The sequence below is a fragment of the Streptomyces guryensis genome, assembly GCF_021261325.1.
In the GTDB taxonomy this organism is placed as follows: domain Bacteria; phylum Actinomycetota; class Actinomycetes; order Streptomycetales; family Streptomycetaceae; genus Streptomyces; species Streptomyces guryensis.
In genome coordinates, this window is sequence record NZ_JAJSBI010000041.1 from 33,591 (window position 1) to 57,367 (window position 23,777).

General features: G+C 70.5%; 21 protein-coding genes. 10 read left to right on the top strand and 11 right to left on the bottom strand.

Annotated elements, in window-relative coordinates:
* Positions 1-130 precede the first annotated feature (130 nt).
* The 3 genes from LJ657_RS44660 to LJ657_RS44670 all read left to right on the top strand — a co-directional run bounded on the left by LJ657_RS44660 (position 131) and on the right by LJ657_RS44670 (position 4,024).
* Positions 131-2,713, top strand: a complete 2,583-nt coding sequence (locus LJ657_RS44660) for a bifunctional FO biosynthesis protein CofGH (protein ID WP_232655456.1) — start codon at positions 131-133, stop codon at positions 2,711-2,713.
* Between the two features lie 54 nt (positions 2,714-2,767).
* The gene (locus tag LJ657_RS44665; RefSeq protein WP_232655457.1) at positions 2,768-3,331 is read left to right on the top strand and encodes a hypothetical protein; all 564 of its coding nucleotides are present in this window, start codon (positions 2,768-2,770) and stop codon (positions 3,329-3,331) included.
* Between the two features lie 213 nt (positions 3,332-3,544).
* The gene (locus LJ657_RS44670) at positions 3,545-4,024 is read left to right on the top strand and encodes a hypothetical protein (protein ID WP_232655458.1); all 480 of its coding nucleotides are present in this window, start codon (positions 3,545-3,547) and stop codon (positions 4,022-4,024) included.
* 12 nt (positions 4,025-4,036) lie between these two features.
* On the opposite strand, the gene LJ657_RS44675 is transcribed toward LJ657_RS44670, so the two are convergent.
* Both LJ657_RS44675 and LJ657_RS44680 read right to left on the bottom strand, forming a co-directional pair.
* Positions 4,037-4,543 carry a DUF2165 domain-containing protein gene (locus LJ657_RS44675; protein WP_232655459.1) on the bottom strand — a complete coding sequence of 169 codons (507 nt, stop codon included), beginning with the start codon at positions 4,541-4,543 and terminating at the stop codon, positions 4,037-4,039.
* 384 nt (positions 4,544-4,927) lie between these two features.
* Positions 4,928-5,149 carry a hypothetical protein gene (locus LJ657_RS44680; protein WP_232655460.1) on the bottom strand — a complete coding sequence of 74 codons (222 nt, stop codon included), beginning with the start codon at positions 5,147-5,149 and terminating at the stop codon, positions 4,928-4,930.
* A 114-nt stretch (positions 5,150-5,263) separates the two neighbouring features.
* Between LJ657_RS44680 and LJ657_RS44685 the strand changes: the two genes are divergently transcribed.
* A complete protein-coding gene (locus LJ657_RS44685) occupies positions 5,264-6,379 on the top strand; it encodes an ADP-ribosylglycohydrolase family protein (protein ID WP_232655461.1) in 1,116 nt (371 codons plus the stop codon).
* Positions 6,380-6,474: 95 nt separating this feature from the next.
* Here the strand turns inward: LJ657_RS44685 and LJ657_RS44690 are convergent, their stop codons facing one another.
* Positions 6,475-8,049: a sodium:solute symporter family protein gene (locus LJ657_RS44690; protein WP_232655462.1), complete on the bottom strand. Its 1,575-nt coding sequence runs from the start codon at positions 8,047-8,049 to the stop codon at positions 6,475-6,477.
* A gap of 162 nt (positions 8,050-8,211) precedes the next feature.
* Positions 8,212-8,997 carry an SDR family oxidoreductase gene (locus tag LJ657_RS44695; RefSeq protein WP_232655463.1) on the bottom strand — a complete coding sequence of 262 codons (786 nt, stop codon included), beginning with the start codon at positions 8,995-8,997 and terminating at the stop codon, positions 8,212-8,214.
* Positions 8,998-9,076: 79 nt separating this feature from the next.
* Here LJ657_RS44695 and LJ657_RS44700 point away from each other — a divergent pair, with 79 nt between their 5' ends.
* Positions 9,077-9,916: a hypothetical protein gene (locus LJ657_RS44700; RefSeq protein WP_232655464.1), complete on the top strand. Its 840-nt coding sequence runs from the start codon at positions 9,077-9,079 to the stop codon at positions 9,914-9,916.
* A 163-nt stretch (positions 9,917-10,079) separates the two neighbouring features.
* On the opposite strand, the gene LJ657_RS44705 is transcribed toward LJ657_RS44700, so the two are convergent.
* The 3 genes from LJ657_RS44705 to LJ657_RS44715 form a co-directional block, all read right to left on the bottom strand.
* The gene (locus LJ657_RS44705) at positions 10,080-10,271 is read right to left on the bottom strand and encodes a DUF397 domain-containing protein (protein ID WP_099929558.1); all 192 of its coding nucleotides are present in this window, start codon (positions 10,269-10,271) and stop codon (positions 10,080-10,082) included.
* Positions 10,272-10,485: 214 nt separating this feature from the next.
* A complete protein-coding gene (locus tag LJ657_RS44710; RefSeq protein ID WP_232655465.1) occupies positions 10,486-11,343 on the bottom strand; it encodes a helix-turn-helix domain-containing protein in 858 nt (285 codons plus the stop codon).
* Positions 11,344-11,709: 366 nt separating this feature from the next.
* Positions 11,710-12,471 carry a GOLPH3/VPS74 family protein gene (locus LJ657_RS44715; protein WP_232655466.1) on the bottom strand — a complete coding sequence of 254 codons (762 nt, stop codon included), beginning with the start codon at positions 12,469-12,471 and terminating at the stop codon, positions 11,710-11,712.
* 221 nt (positions 12,472-12,692) lie between these two features.
* Between LJ657_RS44715 and LJ657_RS44720 the strand changes: the two genes are divergently transcribed.
* Both LJ657_RS44720 and LJ657_RS44725 read left to right on the top strand, forming a co-directional pair.
* Positions 12,693-15,437, top strand: coding sequence for a D-alanyl-D-alanine carboxypeptidase (locus LJ657_RS44720; RefSeq protein ID WP_232655467.1), 2,745 nt, complete (start codon positions 12,693-12,695; stop codon positions 15,435-15,437).
* A 203-nt stretch (positions 15,438-15,640) separates the two neighbouring features.
* Entirely contained in the window at positions 15,641-17,536 is a 1,896-nt protein-coding gene (locus tag LJ657_RS44725; RefSeq protein ID WP_232655468.1) for a DUF8823 domain-containing protein, read from the top strand.
* 98 nt (positions 17,537-17,634) lie between these two features.
* On the opposite strand, the gene LJ657_RS44730 is transcribed toward LJ657_RS44725, so the two are convergent.
* The 3 genes from LJ657_RS44730 to LJ657_RS44740 form a co-directional block, all read right to left on the bottom strand.
* Complete coding sequence (locus tag LJ657_RS44730) at positions 17,635-18,501, bottom strand: MerR family transcriptional regulator (RefSeq protein WP_232655469.1); 867 nt, start codon at positions 18,499-18,501, stop codon at positions 17,635-17,637.
* Positions 18,502-18,569: 68 nt separating this feature from the next.
* Positions 18,570-19,079, bottom strand: a complete 510-nt coding sequence (locus LJ657_RS44735; protein WP_232655470.1) for a glutathione peroxidase — start codon at positions 19,077-19,079, stop codon at positions 18,570-18,572.
* Between the two features lie 9 nt (positions 19,080-19,088).
* Positions 19,089-20,084: an ArsR/SmtB family transcription factor gene (locus tag LJ657_RS44740; RefSeq protein ID WP_232655471.1), complete on the bottom strand. Its 996-nt coding sequence runs from the start codon at positions 20,082-20,084 to the stop codon at positions 19,089-19,091.
* Between the two features lie 73 nt (positions 20,085-20,157).
* On the opposite strand from LJ657_RS44740, the gene LJ657_RS44745 reads away from it, so the two are divergent.
* Both LJ657_RS44745 and LJ657_RS44750 read left to right on the top strand, forming a co-directional pair.
* Positions 20,158-21,366, top strand: a complete 1,209-nt coding sequence (locus LJ657_RS44745; protein ID WP_232655472.1) for an MFS transporter — start codon at positions 20,158-20,160, stop codon at positions 21,364-21,366.
* A 61-nt stretch (positions 21,367-21,427) separates the two neighbouring features.
* Complete coding sequence (locus tag LJ657_RS44750; RefSeq protein WP_232655473.1) at positions 21,428-22,144, top strand: Crp/Fnr family transcriptional regulator; 717 nt, start codon at positions 21,428-21,430, stop codon at positions 22,142-22,144.
* A 24-nt stretch (positions 22,145-22,168) separates the two neighbouring features.
* On the opposite strand, the gene LJ657_RS44755 is transcribed toward LJ657_RS44750, so the two are convergent.
* Entirely contained in the window at positions 22,169-22,693 is a 525-nt protein-coding gene (locus LJ657_RS44755; RefSeq protein ID WP_232655474.1) for a Pycsar system effector family protein, read from the bottom strand.
* Between the two features lie 285 nt (positions 22,694-22,978).
* Between LJ657_RS44755 and LJ657_RS44760 the strand changes: the two genes are divergently transcribed.
* Positions 22,979-23,773, top strand: a complete 795-nt coding sequence (locus LJ657_RS44760; protein ID WP_232655475.1) for a hypothetical protein — start codon at positions 22,979-22,981, stop codon at positions 23,771-23,773.
* Positions 23,774-23,777 lie beyond the last annotated feature (4 nt).

The window sequence follows — 23,777 nt, forward strand, 5'->3', positions numbered from 1 at the left end:
GTAGGACAGCCGACCCTTTCAGGGGCGCGGGAAACTGCGCGACCAGCCACGACGAACCGGCACCCGGCGACGCACCGAACCGCCCCCAGACCGTCTCCGGGCCGGCGAACCTCGAACGTATGCTCAAGGAATGACGACATCCGCGACCGGAACCGGCCCCACCGACAACTCCATGCGTCGCGCCCTCAAACGTGCCCGCGACGGCGTCGCCCTGGACGTCACCGAGGCCGCCGTCCTGCTCCAGGCCCGCGGCGGGGCCCTCACCGACCTAGCCGCCTCCGCCGCCCGCGTCCGCGACGCAGGCCTCGACGCGGCCGGCCGCCCCGGCGTCATCACGTACTCGAAGAGCGTCTTCATCCCCGTCACCCGGCTGTGCCGGGACAAGTGCCACTACTGCACCTTCGTCACCGTCCCCGGCAAACTCCGCCGCGCCGGCCACGGGATGTTCATGTCCCCGGAAGAGGTCCTCGACATCGCCCGCAAGGGCGCGGCCCTCGGCTGCAAGGAAGCCCTGATCACGCTGGGCGACAAGCCCGAGGACCGCTGGCCCGAGGCGCGCGAATGGCTCGACGCGCACGGCTACGACGACACCATCGCCTACGTCCGCGCCATCTCCATCCGCATCCTGGAGGAGACGGGCCTGCTGCCCCACCTCAACCCCGGCGTGATGTCCTGGACGGACTTCCAGCGGCTCAAGCCCGTCGCCCCCTCCATGGGCATGATGCTGGAGACGACCGCCACCCGGCTGTGGTCCGAACCAGGCGGCCCGCATCACGGCTCCCCGGACAAGGAACCCGCCGTGCGCCTGCGGGTGCTGGAGGACGCGGGCCGCTCCTCGGTCCCCTTCACGTCCGGCCTCCTGATCGGCATCGGAGAGACGTACGAGGAGCGCGCGGAGTCCCTTTTCGCGCTCCGTAAGATCTCCCGCGCCTACCACGGCATCCAGGAACTGATCATTCAGAACTTCCGCGCCAAGCCGGACACCGCGATGCGCGGCATGCCGGACGCGGAACTGGACGAACTGGTCGCGACGGTGGCCGTCGCCCGCCACATCATGGGCCCGAGTGCCAACCTCCAGGCCCCGCCCAACCTCGTCGACTCCGAGTACGAGCGGCTGATCGGTGCCGGCATCGACGACTGGGGCGGAGTGTCCCCCCTGACGATCGACCACGTGAACCCGGAACGCCCCTGGCCGCAGATCGAGGAACTCACCGAGCGCTCCCGCGCCGCCGGTTTCGAGCTGCGTGAACGCCTCTGCGTCTACCCGGAGTTCGTCCAGCGCGGCGAGCCCTGGCTGGACCCGCGGCTGCGCCCGCACGTGCGCGCCCTGGCCGACCCGGAGACGGGCCTCGCGCGGTCCGAGGCGCTGGTGGAGGGGATCGCGTGGCAGGAACCGGAGGAGGCGTTCGTCGCCTCCGGCCGTACGGATCTGCACTCCTCGATCGACACCGAGGGCCGTACGTCCGACCGCCGCGAAGACTTCGACGAGGTGTACGGCGACTGGGCCGCCCTGCGCGAGGCCGCCGCCCCCGGGATGCTGCCGGAACGCATCGACACGGACGTGAGGGCGGCGCTGGCGACGGCGGCCGACGACCCGACCCGCCTCACGGACACGGAGGCCCTGGCCCTCCTGCACGCCGACGGCCCCGCACTCGACGCGCTCACGCGCATCGCGGACGACGTACGGAAGTCGGCCGTCGGCGACGACGTGACCTACATCGTCACCCGCAACATCAACTTCACCAACGTCTGCTACACCGGCTGCCGCTTCTGCGCGTTCGCACAGCGCAGGACGGACGCGGACGCCTACACCCTCTCCCTGGAGCAGGTCGCGGACCGGGCCCAGCAGGCCTGGGACCTGGGCGCGGTGGAGGTCTGCATGCAGGGCGGCATCCACCCCGACCTGCCGGGTACGGCGTACTTCGACATCGCGAAGGCGGTGAAGTCCCGCGTCCCCGGGATGCATGTCCACGCCTTCTCGCCCATGGAGGTCGTGAACGGCGCGACGCGGACCGGGATGTCCATCCGGGAGTGGCTGAGTGCGGCCAAGGAGGCGGGCCTGGACACCATCCCCGGCACGGCCGCCGAGATCCTCGACGACGAGGTCCGCTGGGTCCTGACCAAGGGCAAGCTGCCGACGGCGACCTGGATCGAGGTCGTCACGACCGCGCACGAGCTGGGCATCCGGTCGTCGTCGACGATGATGTACGGCCATGTGGACCAGCCGCGCCACTGGCTCGGCCACCTGCGGACCCTGTCCCGCGTCCAGCAACAGACGGGCGGCTTCACGGAGTTCGTGACGCTCCCCTTCATCCACACCAACGCGCCCGTGTACCTGGCGGGCATCGCCCGCCCCGGCCCGACGACGAGGGACAACCGCGCGGTGACCGCGATGGCCCGCCTCCTCCTCCACCCCCACATCCCCAACATCCAGACCAGCTGGGTGAAGCTGGGCACGGAGGGCGCGGCCGAGATGCTCCGCTCCGGCGCCAACGACCTGGGCGGGACGCTGATGGAGGAGACGATCTCCCGCATGGCGGGCTCCTCCTACGGCTCGTACAAGTCGGTCAAGGACCTGATCGCGGTGGCGGACGCGGCCGGCCGCCCGGCGAAGCCGCGGACGACGCTGTACGGGGAGGTCCCGGAGGAACGGCAGCGGTCGGCGGCGGTGTCCGACGGGCACTTGCCGGAACTTCTGCCGGTCCTGGACTGAGTACGATGATCCGACCCCTGTTCCATGAGGACATGGGGATGTGGAGCTGAGGAGATGCGTGCCGTGCCAGCCCCGAAGGTCTGGGTGACCGGTCTGACGGTGGGAGCGATCGCCGCTGTCGTCGTCCTGGCCGTACAGGCCGACAAGGGGCAGAAGCCCCACGCGGTCGCCGCCCGGCCGAGCGCGTCGGCGTCGGCGGGCGCGCATCCCACGCCCACCAGGTCCACGGCACCGGCAGCGGTGCCGGCCGGCTCCGGGACCGGGCGGCGCGTCGTCTACTCCCTGGGGAAGAAGACGGTGTGGCTGGTCGACGCGAGCGACGCGGCCCGCCGTACGTTCGCGGTGTGGCCGGGGACGGTGAGCCCGGCCCCGGGCACGTACACGGTCGGCGCCCGCACCCGGGGCGCCATCACCGGCTCCGACGGCGTGAAGATCGAACACATCGTGTACTTCTCGGTCAGATCCGGCGTCAACGTCGCCTTTTCCAACGCGGTGGACGGCGCTTCGCCGCCGCCTGCGTCGGGCGGGCAGACGGGCGGCATCCGGATGCGGGTGGCGGACGGGGCGGCGCTGTGGACGTTCGCTTCGGCGGGAACGAAAGTAGCGGTGGTCAAGTAGCGGGGCCGGTCCCGACTCCGGCACCAGCCGACGGTCCGTCCTCGGGCAGGTGGGCTGGAAGCTCACCTCGGTGAAGACGTGGGTCGTGGCTCCCTGTGACGTCAAGACCAAGACCATTGTCGTGAAGGCCCCGCGCAAGGGCGACATGTCGATCGGGCGGCAGAAATCGTGACGGGAAGTGGGTTGCGACGGAAAGCGGCCCTGCTGTGCCTCGTGGCCGCGGTGGCGCTGACCGGCGCCTGCGATTCCAGTGAGCCGACCGCCTCATCGGCACCTGAGCCCCGTACGAGCCCGTCTTCCACCGCCCCGGCTTCGGACGGCAAGGACGCAAAGACGATTCTGGATCAGGCGTTCAGTGGCAGAGAGGCCCTCGGCAGCGGATATGGCCGCCTGCAGCCACAGCTCGGAAACACCGTGCCCGCGGTACCTGAAAACGTTCTGAGCGTGACATTCGCCTTTACCTGCACGGGGAAGGGCAAGGCCGTCATCAACTTCACCGTCAACGGTAGGTATGTTCCTTCGGTGAGGCATACCAGCACTTGTGACGGGTCGATCTTCCAGCAAAGCGTGCAGGTGTCCGCCCCTCGTTCCGGTCCCGGCCCCATCAGCTTCAACGCCGATGTGACCGGTTCCGACAACGGAGGCTTCGCCTATGCCTATTACGCGGAGAAGAAGACCGCGGCCAACAAGTAGCCGCGGTGCTCATCAGGTAGTTGAGTCGGTCTTCCGGTCGGTCAGCTGCACCACCAGCAGCACGACCCCGGTGAACACGATCACCCGGGTCGCCGCCTCCAGCCCGTTCCAGGTCTTCGACTGCCACATGGAGAACCACTCACCGCCGATCGCGATGAACCCGGCACCGAAGAGCAGCAGGAGCATCAGCAGGCCGTACGTGGAGATGGAGCGGGCACGGGCGTAGTCCCGCCGGGCCCAGAGCCAGGTGCCGTATATGAGGACGAGGGCGGCGAGGGTCTCCCAGACGATGATCGCGACGTACGCCGCGTTCTGAAGTCCCTTGCTGGTGACGGCTCTCCACATCAGGTCGTCGTCCTTGAACGTGGTGTCCATGGCCAGCACATGCTGCACAAACGCCTGATTGGTACCGAAGTCGGTGATGTTGCCGAAGGCCACGAGGGCGATGTAGAGGGCGACACTCGCGGTGAGGAGGGTGGCGGTGAGGTTGAGTGCGCTTCGTGGGGGTGTCGATGCCATGACGGCCATCTTCCCTCACGTGGTGGCGTGTTCGAGATCAATTTCGACCAGAATCAGGAGCGACCCGAAATCATGTCCCTGGCGGGGGAGTTGGTGTAAGCCGCCCTGCGGCTACTCGGTGTCCGACTGGGGATACTCCTGGCCGCCGAGGTTGCCTCTGGACGGACGGACGGACGGACGGACGGCCGGCCGTGCGGTCGGTGCTGACGGTCCGGATCCGCTCGGGACGCAGGGGCGTCGCGCAAGGCCTCGAAGCGGCGTCGGGTGTTCCCCGGAGCCTCCGCGCCCAGCTCACCCCATCCCTTCGCCGCCTCGTTCGTTGCGATCGCAGGCGCCATTCCATGCCTACCGGTGGTGGGGCGACGGCGTCGCCACGCTTGGGGCTCACGGCGCGGTCACCTCGCCGTGGTCCTGGTCCGGCAGCCGACGGGTGAGCTGTGCGGTCAGTTCGGGGTCGGCGAGGATACGCGCCGTCGCGCGCCATTCGACGACGACTCGGCGCAGATTGACGTGGACGTCCATCCCGATCCCGATCCCGACCGCGCCGCCCGTCAGCGACGGCAAGTCGAGCGCCGCATCAGCCGATAACTGATCACTCAGGGTCACTCGGGACCACTCCTGTCATGTCTCGCATACCGCTCCGCCCTCTAAACCGACCGTTCCCGTTCGATTACAGTGCTGCACTGTCATGCGTCGGGCGGAGCCATCGGGGAGGTCTTGGTGAGTGCGCCAGCCGGGGCCATATGGGGCCGTGTCGAGCAGCAGGATTTTCGGAGCCGGGTGCGGGGGACGCTGCTCGGGGCCGCCGTGGGCGATGCGCTGGGGGCGCCCGTCGACGGGCTGGATCTCGACGGGATCCAGGAGGGGTACGGGGCCGAGGGCATCGCGGACTTCGCCTTTGCGTACGGCAGACGTGGTGCCGTCACTCACATCACGCAGCTGACCCTGTTCACCGTCGACGGACTGATCCGGGCGCAGGTGCGCCGCGACACCGGTGCCTGGCATCCGCCGACCGATCTGCACCGGGCGTATCTGCGATGGGCGGCCACCCAGCGCGACTGGGGGCCCGACGAGCGTCGTAAGGACGACGGCTGGCTGGCGCGGGAGGAGTGGCTGTACGCCCGGCGGGACCCTGCGCGTTCGCTGCTGCTCGGGTTCGGGGACGAGCACATGGGGACCCTGGACGCGCCCAAGAGCCCCGGTGAGATCGGGCCCGAGGCGACCGCGCGTTCCGCGCCCTTCGGGCTGCTGGTCGGCTGGGAGCCGCAGCTGGTGGTCCAGCTGGCGGTGGAGTGCGCGGCGCAGACCCACGGGCACCCGGTGGCCTATCTGTCGGCGGGGGCGTACGCCGTGATCGTGCACGGTCTGGCCCGCGGCGAGACCCTCGACGGGGCCGTGCAGCGCGCGCTCGCGCTGCTCGCCGCGCGGCCGGGGCATCAGCCGGTGTCGGACGCGCTGCAGCATGCGCTGGGCGCGGTACGGCAGGGCATGCCCACGCCCGTGAGGGTCGAGGAGCTGGCCGGGGACGGATCGGCGGAGGGCGTGCTGGCCGCTGCCGTGTACTGCGCACTGGTGGGGGAGGACTTCCGGCACGGGCTGTGCCTCGCCGTGAACCAGGACGGCCCCTCGGGCGCGACAGCGGCCCTGACCGGTGGCCTCCTCGGCGCCCTGCACGGCGAGACGGCCCTCCCCCCGGCCTGGCTGGCCGAACTGGAAGGCCGCCCGACGCTTCTGGAGCTGGCCGACGACTTCGCCATGGAGATGACCCAGGGTCCGGCTCTGCACGGGCCGGCGGGGTCGTCCCCCGGCTGGCTCGCCCGCTATCCGAGGGCCTAGGACAGGCCCCGGGACCTGGCCGCCCAGAGGGGCAACCCCGGGACCTGGCCTGCCGCCTCAAGCGGTGCCCCGGGACCTGGCAGCCTCAAGAGGTGCTAGTCCTTCACCGCCGTGCCCACGGCGTCCTCCGCCGGGCCCGCCGGAGTCGGGATCGCCGCCGCGGCCGAGCTGTCGTCGTCCGTGTTGATGCGCTCGATGACGGCGAGGCGCTCCGGGGTGTCCTCCGGCTTGAGGAAGCCGATGAGTATGTAGAGGACCAGGGAGACCGCCAGCGGGATCGAGACCTGGTACTGGAGCGGGACACCGCCGTCGACGTTCCAGTTGATGGGGTAGTTGACCAGCCAGAAGGCGAGCAGGCCCATGGACCAGCTGGTCAGCGCCGCCGTGGGGCCGGAGCGGCGGAACGGCCGCAGCAGACCCAGCATCATCGGGATGGCGATCGGGCCCATCAGACCGGCGACCCACTTGATGACCACCGTGATGATGTCCTTGAAGGTGGGGGAGTTGACCTGCGTCGCCACCGCCATCGACAGGGCGAGGAAGACCACGGTGGTCACCCGGGCCGCGATCAGGCCCGAGCGCGGGCCCCACTCCCGGGCCCGCCGGGACAGCACCGGCGCAGCGTCCCGGGTGAAGACGGCCGCGATCGCGTTCGCGTCGGAGGAGCACATGGCCATCGTGTGCGAGAAGAACCCGACGATGACCAGACCCAACAGGCCGTGCGGCAGCAGCTGTTCGGTCATCAGGCCGTAGGAGTCGGAGCCGTCCGGCTTCTGGGCGTGGACCAGGAGCGGGGACATCCACATGGGGAAGAAGAGGACCACCGGCCAGACCAGCCACAGCGCCGCCGACAGCCGCGCCGACCGCTCGGCCTCGCGGGCGCTGCCCGTGGCCATGTAGCGCTGGGCCTGGTTGAGCATGCCGCCGTTGTACTCGAAGAGCTTGATGAAGAGGAAGGCGAGCAGGAACACCGTGCCGTAGGGGCCCACCAGCGGCTTTCCGTGGCCGTGCAGGGCCGGCTCGTCCCAGGCACCGAGGAAGCCGATGCCCTTGTCGTTCAGTTTCAGTACGACGGCGACGAACATCGAGACGCCCGCCAGCAACTGGATGACGAACTGGCCGAGTTCGGTCAGCGCGTCCGCCCACAGACCGCCGATGGTGCAGTAGACGGCGGTGATCGCGCCGGTGATGAGGATGCCCTGGTTGAGCGTGATGCCGGTGAAGACGGACAGCAGTGTCGCGATCGCCGCCCACTTCGCGCCCACGTCCACGATCTTCAGCAGCATGCCCGACCAGGCAAGCGCCTGCTGGGTCTTCAGGTCGTAACGGTTCTTCAGGTACTCCAGCGGGGAGGCCACATGGAGTCGTGAGCGCAGCCGGTTGACGCGCGGCGCGAACAGTTTCGAGCCGATGGCGACGCCCAGCGCGATCGGGAAGGACCAGGTGACGAAGGAGGTCACGCCGTAGGTGTAGGCGATGCCCGCGTAGCCCGTGAACAGGACCGCGCTGTAGCCCGACATGTGGTGCGAGATGCCGGACAGCCACCACGGCATCTTGCCGCCGGCTGTGAAGAAGTCGCTGACGTTGCCCACCTGCTTGTGCGACCAGACGCCGATCGCGACCATCACACCGAAGTAGCCGATGAGCACGGCCCAGTCGAGACTGTTCATGTGGCCCCTCCCAGGGTCCGCCTTGTGAACGGCTCGCTCATCGTGGGTGTGCTTACGTGGGCACGACAAGCAAGCGTCAGGTCAAGGGAAGGTAAAAATGTTCCTTGTGTTGACCTGTGTTCACGCACATGAACATGTGTCATGGGGGGTCGGTGGTGAGGGTCAGCGCATCAGCTCCCCTGCGTTGACCAGCAGCGACTGGCCCGTGATGGCCCGCGCCCGGTCCGAGGCCAGGAAGACCGCGGCGTCCGCCACGTCCCCGTCCGTCGCCAGGTCCGGCAGCGCCATCCGCCCGGTCAGCCGCTGCCGTACGTCGGCCTCGGGCACGCCCTCCGTCTGCGCCGTGAACTGGACGTACGCCTGCACAGGCGGCCCCCACATCCAGCCCGGGAGCACGGTGTTGACCCGTATGCGATGCGGCCCGAGCTCCCGGGCCAGGGAGTACATCGCGCTCGTCAGCGCCCCCTTCGAGGCCGCGTACGCCGCCTGCCTCACCTGGGTGGGGGCCGCCACCGACGACTGGGTCCCGATGAACACCACCGAGCCTCCGCACGCCTTCAGGGCGGGCAGGCACGCCCGCGTCATCCGCAGCGACCCCAGCAGGTTCACGTCGATCACCTGCTGCCAGCTCACGAAGTCCGCGTCCGCCAGACCGCCGAAGTAGCCGTCCATCGCGGCCACATGGACGACCGCGTCGATCCGCCCGAACCGCTCCCGCGCGAGCGCCGCCAGCGCCTCGCACTGCGCCTCGTCCCTGATGTCGGTCGCACGGTGCGCCGTGTGCGCCCCGTCCGGATCGATCTCGGCGGCGCTCTTGGCGAGGTTGGCCTCCGTGCGCGCCCCGAGCACCGCGTTGCCGCCGTCGCGCACGACCGCCGCCGCGACCTGATGGCCGAGCCCGGCGCCGACCCCCGACACGACGACGGTCTTGCCCGTGAGCAGTGACATCGGAGCCTCCCGGGTATGGCGGTTTATCTGACGGGGCGTCAGAGTATGGGCGACCGGCCGAGGACGGAAGGGGAGCGACATGAGCGAGGAAACCCGTAGCGAGGTGTACGCCGAGCTGGCCGCCGTGGGGCCGTACGGAGTCCGCCCCGGCCATGCGCTCATCACCATGGTCGAGCCCCACCCGGGCCACGAGTACGCGTACAACCGCTGGTACGAGGACGACCACTACTACGCCGGCGCGATGGCCATGCCCTGGATGTACGCCGGGCGCCGCTGGGTGGCGACCCGCGACCTCCAACTCCTGCGCTACCCCGAGAAGTCGGCGATCGCCCAGCCCGTCACCGCCGGCTGCTACATCTCGACGTACTGGATCACGGACGGCCGCTACGACGACCACATGCGGTGGACCGTCGCGATCAACAAGCGGCTCAACCGGGATGCCCGGGTCTACCAGGACCGTACGCACGTCTTCACGGCCTTCCAGGACCACGAGGCGACGGTCTACCGGGACGGGGCCGCCGGGCCCCGCGACGTCCACGCCCTCGACCACCCGTACGCGGGCCTGATCGTCGAGGTGATCGACGCCGAATCGGCGGAGCAGCGGACGGAGTTGCTGGAGTGGCTGCGCTCCCGGTACCTGCCCAGGCGGGTGGCGGGCTCACCGGCCGCGATGGTGACCGTCTTCCGCCCGACGCCCCTGCCCGGCGATCGCATGACGTACGTCAAGCAGGTCGAGGGGGTGGGGACCAGGCTGACCCTGCTGTGGTTCCTGGAGGCGGATCCGCGGGAGTGCTGGGAGGCGTATTTCGCGGACCTGGACGGGCCGGTGCAGGAGGCGGGGCTGGGGAGGGTGGAGCTGGTGGCGCCGTTCGTCCCGACGGTGCCGGGGACGGACAAGTACGTGGACCGGCTCAGGTAGGCACGTGGACCGGCTCAGGTAGGCACGTGGACCGGCTCAGGCGGCGGACACAAGCCGAGCCCCCTCGGCAAGGACGGCGGGCTGGACGAGAGGGCTCTTCAGGTGCTGCTTGTGAAATTGTGGAAGGCGAACGCAGTCGAGGATCAGCGGATCCTCCCCCCTCCTAGGCCTTGATCGAGCCGACGAAGGTGTTCCACGCGTCGGCCGGGAAGGCCAGTACGGGGCCGTCGGTGACCTTGGAGTCCCGGACGGCCATCGCCGCGCGGACCGGTGACTTGATCTCGACGCACGCGCCGTTGCCCGTGGAGTACGACGACTTGGTCCAGGTGTCCGTGGCGCCCTGACGAATTGCCATTTTTGCTCCGTAATGCCAGTTGTTGAGTTGCTGTCACCGCACGACGGATCCGACTCCGAACCCACAACGCGGTTTGCGCCAACCCTTGGTGTGTGGTGGCGTGATCGACGCTACTCGCCAACCTCGACGTACGAAGTGACCATTCACTCGACCGGGTGGCATATTCCAGGTGGGTCTTCCAGTCTGGCCCCGGGAAGGTGTACCTTGCGGCGCTTCAGCGGGCGTAGTCCTTCGCGATGTCCGCGATGAGCTGCCGTGACTGGTCCGCGTTCAGGGCCTGCGCCCTCAGGTGCTCGTACATCACGCTGTACTTCTGCACGTCGTTGGCCTTCTCCAGGTACAGGTCGCTGGTGACGCCCTCGATGTAGACGACGCTGGAGTCCGCCGCGTCCGGGAACTCCAGGATCGCGTACTGGCCGTTCAGCCCCGGATGGGCGCCCATGTCGAAGGGGATCACCTGCACGGTGACGTGCGGCAGTTGGGACTGCTCGACGAGGTGCTCCAGCTGGTCGCGCATGAGGGAGCGGTTGCCCACGACCCGGCGCAGGGCCGCCTCGTCCATCACCGTCCACAGCCGGAGCGGGTTCTCCGGGGCGGTGATTCGTTCCTGCCGGCGCAGGCGCACGTCGACGCGCTTCCCGACGTCCGCGGTGGCCGTCTCCGGCAGCGCCCCCGCGATCAGCGCCTCCGCGTACTGCCGGGTCTGCAGCAGCCCCGGGACGACCTGGGGGTCGTACACCCGCAGACTCGCCGCGTCCGTCTCCAGCCCGATGTAGACGCTGTACGGAATATCGCCGAAGGAATGCCACCAGCCCTGCTGGCGGCTGTCCTTGGCCATCTGCATCAGCGAGTCGACGATCCGGTGGTCCTCCACCTCGTACACCCCGCACAGGTCACGGACGTCGCGCTGGCTGATGCTGCGCCGGCCGTTCTCCAGCCGGCTGATCTTCGACTGCGAAACCAGCAGCCGCTCGGCGACCTCTTCGGCCGTCATGCCCTTGAGCTCGCGGAGCCGACGCAGCTCCTGGCCCAGCCGGCGTCGCCTGACGGTGGGATTGACATTGGACGCCACGAGACGTGCACCTCCGGCTGCGTGCCTGCACTAGCTGTACTTTGCCACTTTGCGTATCTGCTGTTGAGCAGACTGCCACCAAGGCACTTGGTACCGCTGGAAAACGGCGTATATGCGCTGCACGCACGCCAGTTCATGGGTTCATGGAAAAACGGCCGCGCGGGGCAGGGGAACCGTTACGGCATCCGCATGGACGGATGGCGTACGGCCCCGCTGCCCCGCGCGGACCAGCGGCTCCCGTACCGGGTCTCGGGGACTGCCTGTGCAGGCTCGGTGCGGCGCTCGGCGGTGCGTGGTGCGTTGCGGTGCGTGGTGCTGCGGTACGTGCTGCTCTGCGGTTCGTGCCGTTCGTCGTGGGACTGCGGCTCAGTGGGCCACGACGCGCGCCATGGAACCGCGGCGCGGCTGCATCGGAACGCCACGAGCGGGTTCCGGTGCGGACCTGGCCGGTCCGGCGGCGGCCTGACGGCCGGCCGGGGCGGCCGGGTTGCGGCGTGGCTGTGCGCCCACGCCGTTCTGGACGTCCATCACCGCGTGCGCGACGAGACCGCCCATGGGGTCGTGCCTGATCAGATCCCGCAGCCGGGAACGGGACGAACGCCCCTCGTTCCCCGGATACAGGTGCTTGCCGAGGCCGACCGCGTGCGCCAGTGCGGCGAGCGCCGCGGTCCGCGGGTCCGGCGGTACGCCGGTGCGGATCGCGGAGTCCAGCCGGGCCCTGATCTCCCGGCTGATCTCGGTGTCCGTCGCCTGGTAGCGAGTCGTCGGCAGCACTCCGCACATCTGGCCCGCCACGGCATGCACCATGCCGCACCGCTCCAGATGAGCGAGGTAGATCTGGCGCAGCCCCAGCCGGGGCCCGCCGATCCAGTTCACTGCACGCACGGGAGCGCCACGCCTTCGCAGCAACTCCAACGCACAGTCCAAAGTTGGATCTCCAGTCGGCCGTGGGGCTACCACGGCGATACGATCCCCGTCTGGGGCTATCCGTCCGGCCAGCGCCAGCTCCACTAGCTGCGCTCCGGCCAGACCGAGGTCGAGCGACTGCGGCTGTGCAGTGGTACCCGTGGCCGGGTCCAATGCCAGCAGCAGAAGCTCCTCCGGAATAGTTCTGCGGCTCCTGCCCATCCATGCCTCCCCGCGTGGATGAAAGACAGGGTGACCCCTCTCACATTGGTCTGTCGAGGGTGCGTGACCTGTTTGTGAGGGAACCGGTAGGTATGTCGTTCTCGTCTACCGCAGGGGTTAAGCCCGCACACAGGACACTGGTACATGGTTCGGACAGCGTGTTTGAGCGGTGTCGCGGGCGGCGGTTCACGGTTCGGTAGGTCGCACGGACGGCGTGCGGCATGGAGGAGGCATCGGTGGCGGGCGAGTCCCCCGACAGGTCGAAGCAGCGCGAGTCGTCGGCAGAACCGACGTCGGGGAACACGGGCCCGGTTCCCGAATCCGGCGGCCAGGAGCGCCCGGCCCGCGATCCCCGGCTCCCGGTGGCCAGGGAGAGCGGCTCACAGTCCGCCTCCTCCGATACGTCCGAGCCACGCGGCGGCGTGGACACGGCAACACGGGTGTTCTCGGTACGGGACCTGAAGACCGGGGAGTCCGACGGGCCCGCGGCTGAGGAGGGTGAGGCCGGGAAGCCTGCGGCCGAGGAGACCTCGGCTCGGGAAACCGAGCCGGAGCGTACGGCCGGGGAGGCCGCGGCCGAGGGGGCCTCGGTGGGGGGACCTGCGTCTGAGGCGCCGGAGGTTGAGGAGGCCGCGGCTGAGGAGCCTCAGGCCGGGGAGCTTGAAGCCGGGGAGACCGTGGCCGAGGAGCCTGCGCCCGGGAAGACCCCGGCCGAGGAGCGTGAAGGCGAGGAGGCCGCGGCTGAGGAGTCCGGGACCGCGGAGGCGGAGGACTCCGCGGGCGAGGACGCGGCGGCTGTCGGTGACGATGACGCGTCCGAGAGTGCGGATTCGGCCGACGACGCCGGTGCGGCCAAGGGCGGAGAGGCCGGTGACGCCCGGCTTCGGGCTGCTGTGGCGGCTTGGGTCCGCTCCGGGGACTCCAAGGACCCCAAGGAGCCCCAGAACGCGCAGACGGCCGCTGAGGCCGGCGAGGGCGGTGCCTCGGAGGCGGAAGCGGAACCGCGGCCCGACGCCGACAGCGATGCCGAGCACGACACTGCCCCCGACTCCGACGAGCCGGAAGCGGGACCGGAAGACGCCGGCCCCGGCCTCGATGCGGCCGCCGAGTCCGAAACGGACGCCGGCTCGGACGCGGATGCTGCGCGCGAGCCCGGCGCGGGTGCAGACTCGGCAACGGAGGCCGCGCCCGAGTCCGCCGCCGATGCCGGTGCTGAAGCCGAAACGGGCGCCGACGTCGAAACCGGCGACCAGCGCGAAACCGGTGACGGACCCGCGGTCGCCGACGGCGGGGAAGCCCCGAAGGGGCCACCCGCAGCCGACGACGAAAGTGGTACGGGTGGTGCGGGTGGGAGCACCAAGGCCGAAGGCGAAGCCGAGGCCGAGGTCGACGACCAGCCCATCGATCAGCCCACCGCCATCTTCAAGCGCCCCACCAAGCCCCAGGTCGACCAGCCCACCACCATGCTCAAGCTCGGTGGCACCCTCAAGGGCGTCAGGGACGCCAAAGAGGTCAAGGACGTCAAGGACGTCAAGGACGTCAAGACCCCCGAGCCGTCCGAAGCCGAGCGCACCAGCACATTCGTAGCCCTCAAGCCCCTGGACGAACCCCGCACCCGCAAGCCCGCGGACGCGACCGCCCCCGTCCCCCAGGTCGGCCCCGAGCGCACCGCCCAGCAGCCGCTGCCCCCGAAGCCGCCGCTGGACCTGCTGGCCGAGCTGACGAACACGCCTCCGCCGCCACAGACCCCGGTCCGCACGATCATCCGCAGGGTCAAGATCTGGACCCCTCTGGTCCTGCTCCTCGCGATCGTCTTTGCGATCGTGCAGGCCGTGCGCCCGCTGCCCACCCCCACCCTCGCGCTGACCGCCGACGACTCGTACACCTTCGGCGGCAGCAAGGCCGGCCTCCCCTGGCCGAACGAGGGGCAGGGCCGGCTGGACGTCAACGGCATCGGCACGATGGGGACTTTCGGCAAGCCGACCCCCGTCCCCATCGGCTCCGTCGCCAAGGCCATGACGGCGTACATCGTCCTCAAGGACCACCCGCTGAAGCCGGGCGAGGAGGGCGAGAAGATCACGGTCGACGCCCTGGCGGAGAAGGAGGGCGGCTACGACAAGGACAACGAGTCGACCCTCAACACCGTCAAGAAGGGCGACGTCCTCACCGAGAAGCAGGCGCTGTCGGCGATCATGATCCCGTCCGCGAACAACATCGCGCGCCTGCTGGCCCGCTGGGACGCGGGCTCCGAGGCGGCGTTCATCAAGAAGATGAACGACACCGCCAAGCAGCTCGGGATGAAGAACACCACCTACACCGACGCCTCCGGCCTCAAGGAGACCACCGTCTCCACAGCCGAGGACCAGGTGGAGCTCGGCAACCAGCTGGTGAAGATCCCGGCCCTGATGGACATCACCAAGCTTCCCTCCTGGACCGACCCCTCCGGCACGAAGTGGCCCAACTTCGACAAGCTCGTCCCCTACAACGGCGCCATCGGCATCAAGACGGGTACGACCACCAAGGCCGGCGGCAACCTCCTGTTCGCCGCCACCAAGCAGGTCGGCGGCGAGACGGTCACCGTCGTCGGCGCGATCCTCGGCCAGCACACGGCGCCGATCATCGACACCGTCAACGGTGTCAGCAAGACGGCGATGATCGCCGCCCAGAACGCGCTGACCTCGACGAAGATACTGAAGAAGGGCGACGTCGTCGGCTACGTGGACGACCAGCTCGGCGGGCACACGCCGATCGTGCTCACCAAGGACGTCGCCGCGGTCGGCTGGGCGGGCCTGAAGGTGAAGCTGTCCTTCGACGCCGCCGACCTGCCGCACACCGCGAAGGCCGGCACCAAGGTGGGCACGCTCACCGTGGGCGACGGCTCCAGCGGCGCGGTCAAGGTCCCGGTCGCGCTGCAGAAGGACCTCGCCGAACCCGGCTTCGCGGCGAAGCTCGAACGCCTCGGCTGACGTCGGGCCGCGGATGTCGTCGCACCCCGTCGGAGGGCCCGCCAGGGAGCCCTCCGACGGGGTGCGTGCTAGCGTCACGAAACGGGGCAGGCCGCCGCTCACGGGACGCGACCGGGAAATCCCCGGGGACGCAGCCGCGAACCAGCGGACAACGGGACGCGTCCCGGAACAGAAAGACGGGACACCACGGGGAGTGCCTTCAGGTGGCCACTGCGGAGCCGACACACGCCGACGACGCCGATCCGGGCCCGGGAAACGGCCCGCGAATACGCGTACCCGCACCGCGCACGGACGGTATGCCCGGTATGCATGGAACTGACACCGATCGTCCGCAGCTGAGCGAGCGGGCGACGATCGACAGCACGTCACGTGCGGAGGCCGCCTTCCTCGCCCTGCGCGAGCGGCTGCTGCGCCACCCGGTGCTCTCCCTCACCGCCCTGTCCGGAGTACTCCACATCGTCTGGTTCTTCACCTTCGCGAACAGTGGCGGCGATCTGGCGGCGCAGGACGCGTGGGCCGAGTTCGTCGGCCGGCACCCGGACTCGGCGTACAACCTGGCCTGGTACGGCGGGATGCACCCGGTGTCGTACAGCGTGGTCTCGCCGTATCTGATGTCGGTGCTCGGCGTCCGTACGACGATGATGATCGCGGGGACGTTCTCGGCCGGCCTGCTGACGATGCTCCTCATCCGCAGCCGGAGTGTGAAGAACCCGCTGTGGGCGTCCCTGGCGGGTCTTTTCGCGTTCCTGTGCAACGCGGTCTCGGGCCGGGTGACCTTCGGCCTGGGCACGATGTTCGCGCTGGGCGCGGTCGCCACCGTCTTCTGCTGGCCGTACAAGTGGCGCTACAAACGGTGGGCGAAGGCCCTGTGCGCGGCCCCGCTGGCCGCGCTGGCGACGATGTCGTCACCGGTCGCCGGCCTGTTCGTGGGGCTGGTGGCCGTCGCTCTGTTCCTGCAGAAGCGCCGTCCCGGCGCCTGGGCCCTGGGGCTCACCCCGGCCGCGGTGGTGGCCGTGTCGGCCTGGCTGTTCCCCTTCTCCGGCACCCAGCCGATGACGATCTGGTCGGTGATCCTGCCGTTCCTGTACGCCGTCCTCGCCTTCGTGCTCGTCCCGAAGAAGTGGACGACGGTCCGCCTGACGGCCGCGGTCTACGGCATCTCGGTCCTCGCGGTCTGGCTGGTCAGCTCGCAGATCGGATCCAACATCACCCGGCTGGCGATGCTGTTCGCCGGCGTGACCCTGGTCGCGGCGCTCCCGTTCACGGTTCCGCGTTCGCGCAAGTGGTACGTCACGGTGCTCGCGTTCGCCGGCTTCGTCGTCTGGATCGGCTTCAAGTCGGTGGACGACATCATCCACACGTCGCCCGCCGCGTCCTGGGCGCGCGAGCTCGCCCCCCTCGTGAACGAGCTCCAGGGCGTCGGTGCCGAGAAGGGCCGCGTCGAGGTCGTCCCCGCCCGCTCCCACCGCGAGGCCTCCGCCCTCGCCCCGTACGTCAACCTGGCCCGCGGCTGGAACCGCCAGGCCGACATGGAGCGCAACCCCCTCTTCTACGACGACACCCTCAACTCGGCGAACTACCACGAGTGGCTGCAGCGCTGGGCCGTCCACTTCGTCGTCCTGCCCAAGGGCGAACCGGACGGCGACGGCGGCCAGCGCGAGCGGGAGCTCGTGCAGCGGGGCATGCCGTATCTGAAGCAGATCTGGGGCGACGCCAACTGGCAGCTGTTCCGCGTCACCGACCCCACCCCGCTCGCCGACCCGCCCGCCATCGTCGACCGCGCGGCCCAGGGCGAGCTGACCATCGAGGTCAAGAAGCCCGCCCGCGTCCTGATCCGCGTCCCCTATTCCCCGTGGCTCGGCCTCGTCGACACCAAGGGCAAGGGCGTCAAACCCCCGCAGGAGACCTACGCCTCCAAGCACCGCGCCGACGGCACGCCCAAGTCGTACGACAACGTCAACGGCTGTCTGATGCAGACGCAGGAGGACGACAAGGGCGACAAGTGGACGATCCTGCTGGCCCCGAAGGCGGGGACCTACCGGCTCGGGGCGCCGTACCAGCTGCCGCGCGGCACGCCCTGTCCGGACGAGTTGAAGTGACGACGAGTTGAAGTGACCGTGAGCTGGGGGCCGCGCCCCCAGACCCCGGCTTCGTCCTGAACGGCCTCGTCCTCAGAGGCCGGACGGGCCGAAAACGCTCACCTCACCGGAAAGGCGACGTCGCACACCGCGTCCTGCGGCCCCGCCGCAGCCCAGTCCGCGAAGTACACCTCCCGGCACGGCCCCGCCTGCTCCAGCCCCCGCGCGGCGATCCACTGCTCCACCGCCTCGAAGGCGGCGCCGATCTGCGGGGCGGCGACCTGCGCCTTGGTGATCCTGGTGTACGCCAGCCGCTGGGCGGGTTCCACGCGCACCTTCGTGTCCCAGGCCCGGCCCTGCCGCTCGGCCCACTCCCGGGCCGCGGCCTCGTCCGCGACCGGCACACAGGTCTCGGCGGGGCCGTCGCTCTCCATGGACACCTCGGAGTGGTAGACGACGTAGGGCGCCGCCGCGACACCCCCGCACTCGCCCGCCGCCGGCAGCAGCCGGTCCAGCGACGCGTCGATCCACGCCGGCAGCTCGTCCGTCAGCGTGTGCCGGGACTGGGTGATCACCACCTGTTCGGGCACTTCCACCGTCTCGACCACGAACTTCCCGTACATCTCGGAGCTCCTCCCCGACAGTCGTCCACGGAGGTACTCGGCGAGCGTCCGCTGCCCCGCGACGCGCGTCTCGACGTCCGCCCAGTAGGCGGCGAGCCGGTCGGCGGCCTCGCTGCCGTCCGCCTCCACCACGTCGGCGATCCGGGCGAGCGGCATGTCGAGCTGCCGCAGCAGGGCCACCAGTCGGGCCCGTTCCACCTGGTCGGCGCGGTAGTAGCGGTAGCCGCTGAGCTCGTCGACGTGCGCGGGGGCGAGCAGGCCGAGGCGGTCGTAGAGCCGTAGTGCCTTGGCCGACAGGCGCGCCCGGGCCGCGAACGCGCCGATGGTGAGCAGTTCGTCGTCCACCTGAGCATCCTCCGTCACCGGACGGGTCCTTTCCGCCCGGTGACGGGAACGCTCGTCCTTGCCCCAGGGGCAAGGTCAACGCCTGGCTACGCGAGGGCGCTCTCCACCGCCGCGACGACTTCCGCCGCCTCCGGCTCGGTCTGCGGGGAGAAGCGGGCGACGACCTTGCCGTCCCGGCCGATCAGGAACTTCTCGAAGTTCCAGCGGATGTCGCCGGTGTGGCCCTCGGCGTCCGCGAAACCGGTGAGGCGGTCGTAGAGGGGGTGCCGGTCCTCGCCGTTCACATCGACCTTCTCGGTCAGCGGGAAGGTCACGCCGTACGTCGCCGAGCAGAACTCGGCGATCTCCTCGGCGCTGCCCGGCTCCTGCCCGAGGAACTGGTTGCAGGGCACGCCGAGGACGGTGAAGCCCTGTTCGGCGTAGCGCTCGTGGAGGCGCTCAAGGCCGGTGTACTGCGGGGTCAGCCCGCACTTGGAGGCCACGTTCACAATGAGGACGGCCTTGCCCTCGTACTGGGAGAGGCCGGCGGAGCCACCCTTGAGGGCGCCGATCTCCACGTCGAGGGGGGCGGCGCCGTTGCTGTCTGCAGTCGTCATAAGCGGATGCTAACTCCGGTAGGTGTCGGGCCGGTTCCGGGCCTCCACCAGGACGTCACCCGCCGTCGTGCGTGAGTACAGCACCGAGCGGCCCGCGCGCCGCCGCTCCACCAGCCCGGCGTCCAGCAGCACCTTCAGATGCCGGCCGACCGAGCCGAGGCCCTGACCGGTCACCGCGACCAGCTGGCTCGTGCTCATGGGGGAGGCGAGGAGGGCCAGGACTCCGGCGCGGGCGGGGCCGAGCAGGGCGGCCAGACTCGCGGGTACCGCGGACGGGCGGCCGCCGGCGAGGGCACCCGTGCACGGGTAGACGAGGGCGTACCGCTGCCGGGTGTCCTCCCAGGAGACCCAGCCGCCCTGCCGCTGCGGGGTCACCGGGACGAAGACGAGTTCGGCGCCGGAGATCTCACGCGGCGGGTACTCGTGCAGGTTCACCTGCAGCCGGTTGTCACCGAGCCAGCGCGTCCGCCCGGGACGCAGCGCGTCCAGCACCGTCGCCCAGCCGCCCTGGCTGACCTGCGCGATGCGGGCGACGACATCGGCCTCCAGGATGCGCCGGCGCCGGTCCCAGTACGGTCGTACGGTCTCGGTCCAGACGTAGCAGAAGAGGTCGGCCGCGCACTCGGGCAGGTCGTCGCGGTCGAGGGCGGCGGGCAGCGGGCCGCCGGCCAGGGAGACGACGAGGTCGGCGCGGGCCCGGTCGGCGGTGGTGGCCCGTATCCGTGCGGCTCCTTCCTCGAAGGTCTCCCCGTCGCCCGGGGTGGGCGCGAGGAAGTCGGCGGTCCAGACCCGCCCGAGCCCGGCGCGCAGGAGCAGCGCGGCGACGGGATCGGCGGCCAGCCGTGCGCGGTAGCCGGGCAGATGCCGGTCCAGCCAGGCCCGCTCGCCCGGGTGTGCGGCCTCGCCCGCGTGCAGCAGCTTGAGGGAGGCGAGGGTCTCGGCCATCGGCGACAGCACGAACCGGCTGCCCGCGAGGGTGTCGGCGTTGATCTGCCACCAGCCCATGCCGCCTCCCACGACCTTTCGCGTCAGCGCGAAACAATAACGTGCGCGTTCCGGCCCTCCCGAGACTCCGTGCATGCGCAGCTACCGAGACCTGTTCCGGACCCCCGAGTTCACCCCGTTCTTCCTCGCCTCCGCCGCCCACACCGCTGCACAGACGATCGGCGCCCTGGCCCTGGGCACGCTGGTCTACCGGGTCACCGGCTCGCCGCTGCTCTCGGCGGTGAGCATGTTCGGGCCGCAGCTGGCGCAGGTGCTCGGAGCCACCTTCCTGATGTCGGGCGCCGACCGGCTGCCGCCGAGGTCCACGCTGGCCGGCATCGGTCTCGCCTTCGCGGTCGGTACGGCCGTCCTCGCCCTGCCCGGTCTGCCCGTCGCGGCCGTCTTCGGCGTCGTCCTCGTCCAGGGCCTGATCGCCTCGCTGGGCGGGGGAGTGCGCTGGGGGCTGCTGAACGAGATCCTCTCCAAGGACGGCTATCTGCTGGGACGTTCGGTGTTCAACATGCTCTCCGGGCTGATGCAGGTCGCCGGGTTCGCGACCGGCGGCGCCCTGCTGACGATCCTGTCCCCGCACGCCTGCCTGCTCATCTCGGCGGCGCTCTACGCCACCGCGGCCCTCGGCACCCGGCTGGGCCTGACCGCCCGCCCGCCGCGCTCCTCGGGCCGGCCGTCCGTCACGGCGACCTGGCGCACCAACGCCCTCCTGTGGTCCTCGCGCCCACGCCGCCTCACCTACCTGGGCCTGTGGGTCCCCAACGGCCTGGTCGTCGGCTGTGAATCCCTCTACGTCTCCTACGATCCCCACGCGGCCGGCGCGCTGTTCGCCTGCGGGGCGCTGGGCATGTTCGTGGGAGACGTGACCGTCGGCCGTCTCGTACCGGCCGCGCTGCGCCCTCGGCTGGCCACCCCGCTGCTCCTCCTGCTGGCCACGCCGTACCTGTTCTTCGCCCTGCGCCCCGAGCTGCCCTGGTCGGCCGTCCTCGCCGTGGTCGCCTCGGCCGGCTTCGGCGCGAGCCTCGTCCAGCAGGAGCGCCTGATGGCCCTCACCCCGGACGAACTGAGCGGCCACGCCCTGGGGCTGCACTCGGCCGGAATGCTCACCATGCAGGGCGTGGCGGCGGCCCTGGCGGGCTCCCTCGCCCAACTGGCCTCCCCCGCCGCCGCGATGACCGTCATGGCGGCCGCGTCGGCCGTCGTGACGTCGACGCTGGCATGGGCCGGGCGTCGCACCGCGTCGCCGGCCGGCGGCCGGGCAGCGCGGCGTACCGCCGTTTCCCGTCCCTGAGGGCTCTTCAGCGGGCAGCATTCAAGGGTGCGTTCGTCGAGACGTCCGGGGGAGAGCGCCCATGTCGTACGACTCCGTGAAGTGGCCCGCCCGCGGTCTGCTGGGGGCGGTGTCCCCGCAGGCCCGGCAGGAGTTGCTCGCGCTGGGGGTGGAGAGCCGGTTCGAGGCGGGTGACGTGCTGTTGCGGGAGGGCGGAGCCGACCGGCATGTGCTGTTGCTGCTCTCCGGCTTCGCCAAGGTGACCGCCCGGGTGGAGAACGGTGAGGAGTCCCTGCTCGCGGTCCGGGTGGGCGGCGACACCGTCGGGGAGATGGCGGCGCTGGACGGGGCGCCGCGCTCCGCCACGGTGACGGCGTGCGGCCTGGTGATCGCGCGGATATGGAAACCCGCCGAAGTGCACTCCCTGTTGGCGCGGCGACCGGACGTGCACCTGACCCTGACCGGGATCATCGCCCAACGGCTGCGCTGGGCCAACCGCCGGCGCCTGGACTTCCGCGGATATCCGGCCAAGGTGCGGCTCGCCCGGCTGCTGGTGGAGCTCGCCACGTCCTACGGCCACCCCGTCGAGGGCGGCTTCGTCCTCGGCTGCCGGCTCACCCAGCCGGAGCTCGCCGCACTCACCGGGGCCGCCGAGACGACGATCCACAAGGGCCTGCGCGAACTCCGCCAGGAAGGCCTGCTGGAGACCGGGTACGGCTCCACGGTGATCCGTGACCTGCCCCGGCTGCGGAAACTGGCGGATCTGGCGCCCGAGGGCCCGGCGGGCCCCGAGGTGTGAGACCACGTGCCGTGGCGCCGGGGCTCAGGCCAGCACCGGCCGCAGCACCACCAGCAGCCCGGCGCTGACGCCCATCACGGCCGTGCACACCACGGCGGCGGTCAGGCACCGGTACTTGCGCACGGCCACCTGGGCCAGGAACCGGACCGTCTGCGACAACTCCCGGCGTTCCAGGGCCACGTCGGCGGCGTCCGGCTCCCCGTCGGCCGACAGGATGTCGGGGCCCGAGGCGAGGTGGACGAAGCTGTAACGGTTGGCGCCGGCCGGCCGCAGCACGCGGGGCCGCAGGGTGGCCGCCAGGAATCCGGCGCCGCCGAACAGCCCGCACAGGAACAGGGCGAGCAGGGTGCCGGCGAGCACACCGGCCGCACCACCGCGCCCGGCGGCGTGCAGTGCCCGCCCGCTCCATACGCCGGCCGTGCCGACCAGCGCGGCCTGCGCGGCGGCCAGGATCCCGGCCTTGGTGTCGGCGTGCTGATGGGTGGTCTGCAGCGCGGTGAACATGTACTGCGCGGGACGGCTGTCCGGCTGTCCGGCAATGGGCGGCATACGGCTCCTCCTGCGGTCGACGGGCGACACGTCCCTTCCAGCAGACACCCGTCCGCCCGGCACAATCCTGCATTTATCCGGGATCGGCCCAAGAACCCCATCCGCACCAATTCACCGAATACGCCTACGACTTGGCCCGGCCCCGGTATTTTCTTGCTCCTTTCCGCATCCCGTACTTCGACGGGGTTCACGGCGGCCCGGGCGTGTACCACTGGCCTACCGGCGTCCGCGTGATGGGGGGAGCGGACGCCGGTGTGTTCCATTCAGGGAGCGGGGAGTTCGACTATGGGAACGTTCGGTCGCAGACTGCTGCTGGCGGTCGATGCGAGGGGTTACGGCCGCGTCGACGTACTGACGCAGCGTCAGTTCCAGGAGGCCATCCAGCTGCTCCTGGGCGAGTCGGCCGCCGCGGCCGGCCTGGCGCGGGAGCGGTGGGAGACGCAGGTGGGCGGCGACTCGGTGTTCGCCGTGCTGCCCGAGGGCGCCTCCGAGCCCGACCTCGTCGACACCTTCATGCGGCACCTGGACGCCGGCCTGCGCGCCTTCAACCACGGCCGGCTGCCCGAGGCCCGGCTGCGGCTGCGGGCGGCCGTGCACTTCGGCACGGCGTCCCCGGCCGCCAACGGCTTCGAGGGCCGGGCCCCCGTCGAGATCGGCCGCATGCTGGACAGCGCGGTCCTGAAGTCGGCCCTGGCGGCCGCCCCCGACGCCTGTCTGGCCCTCGCGGTCTCCTCGACGGTCTTCAACGACGTGATCCGCGAGGCGTACACGACGATCCGGGTGCAGGAGTTCCGGGAGGTGCGGATCGCGGAGAAGGAGTACGCGGGGCGGGCCTGGATCCGGGTGCCCGGGTACGACGTCCATGCGCTGGAGTTGGGCGGGGCGGCCGACGCGCCGTCCGTCGGCGGAGCGGACGACAGTGGTGTGGTCGGCGGCGGGGCGGATGACGGCGCGGACGGGGGTGGTGAAGCGTCCGTCGCGCGCCCCCCGAGTGCGCCAACTGCTCCTGGAGACAGGGTAGTTCAGGTGTTCCCCGGAACCATCCATGCCCCGGGCGCCGTCTTCGGCATCTCCAAGTGACCTC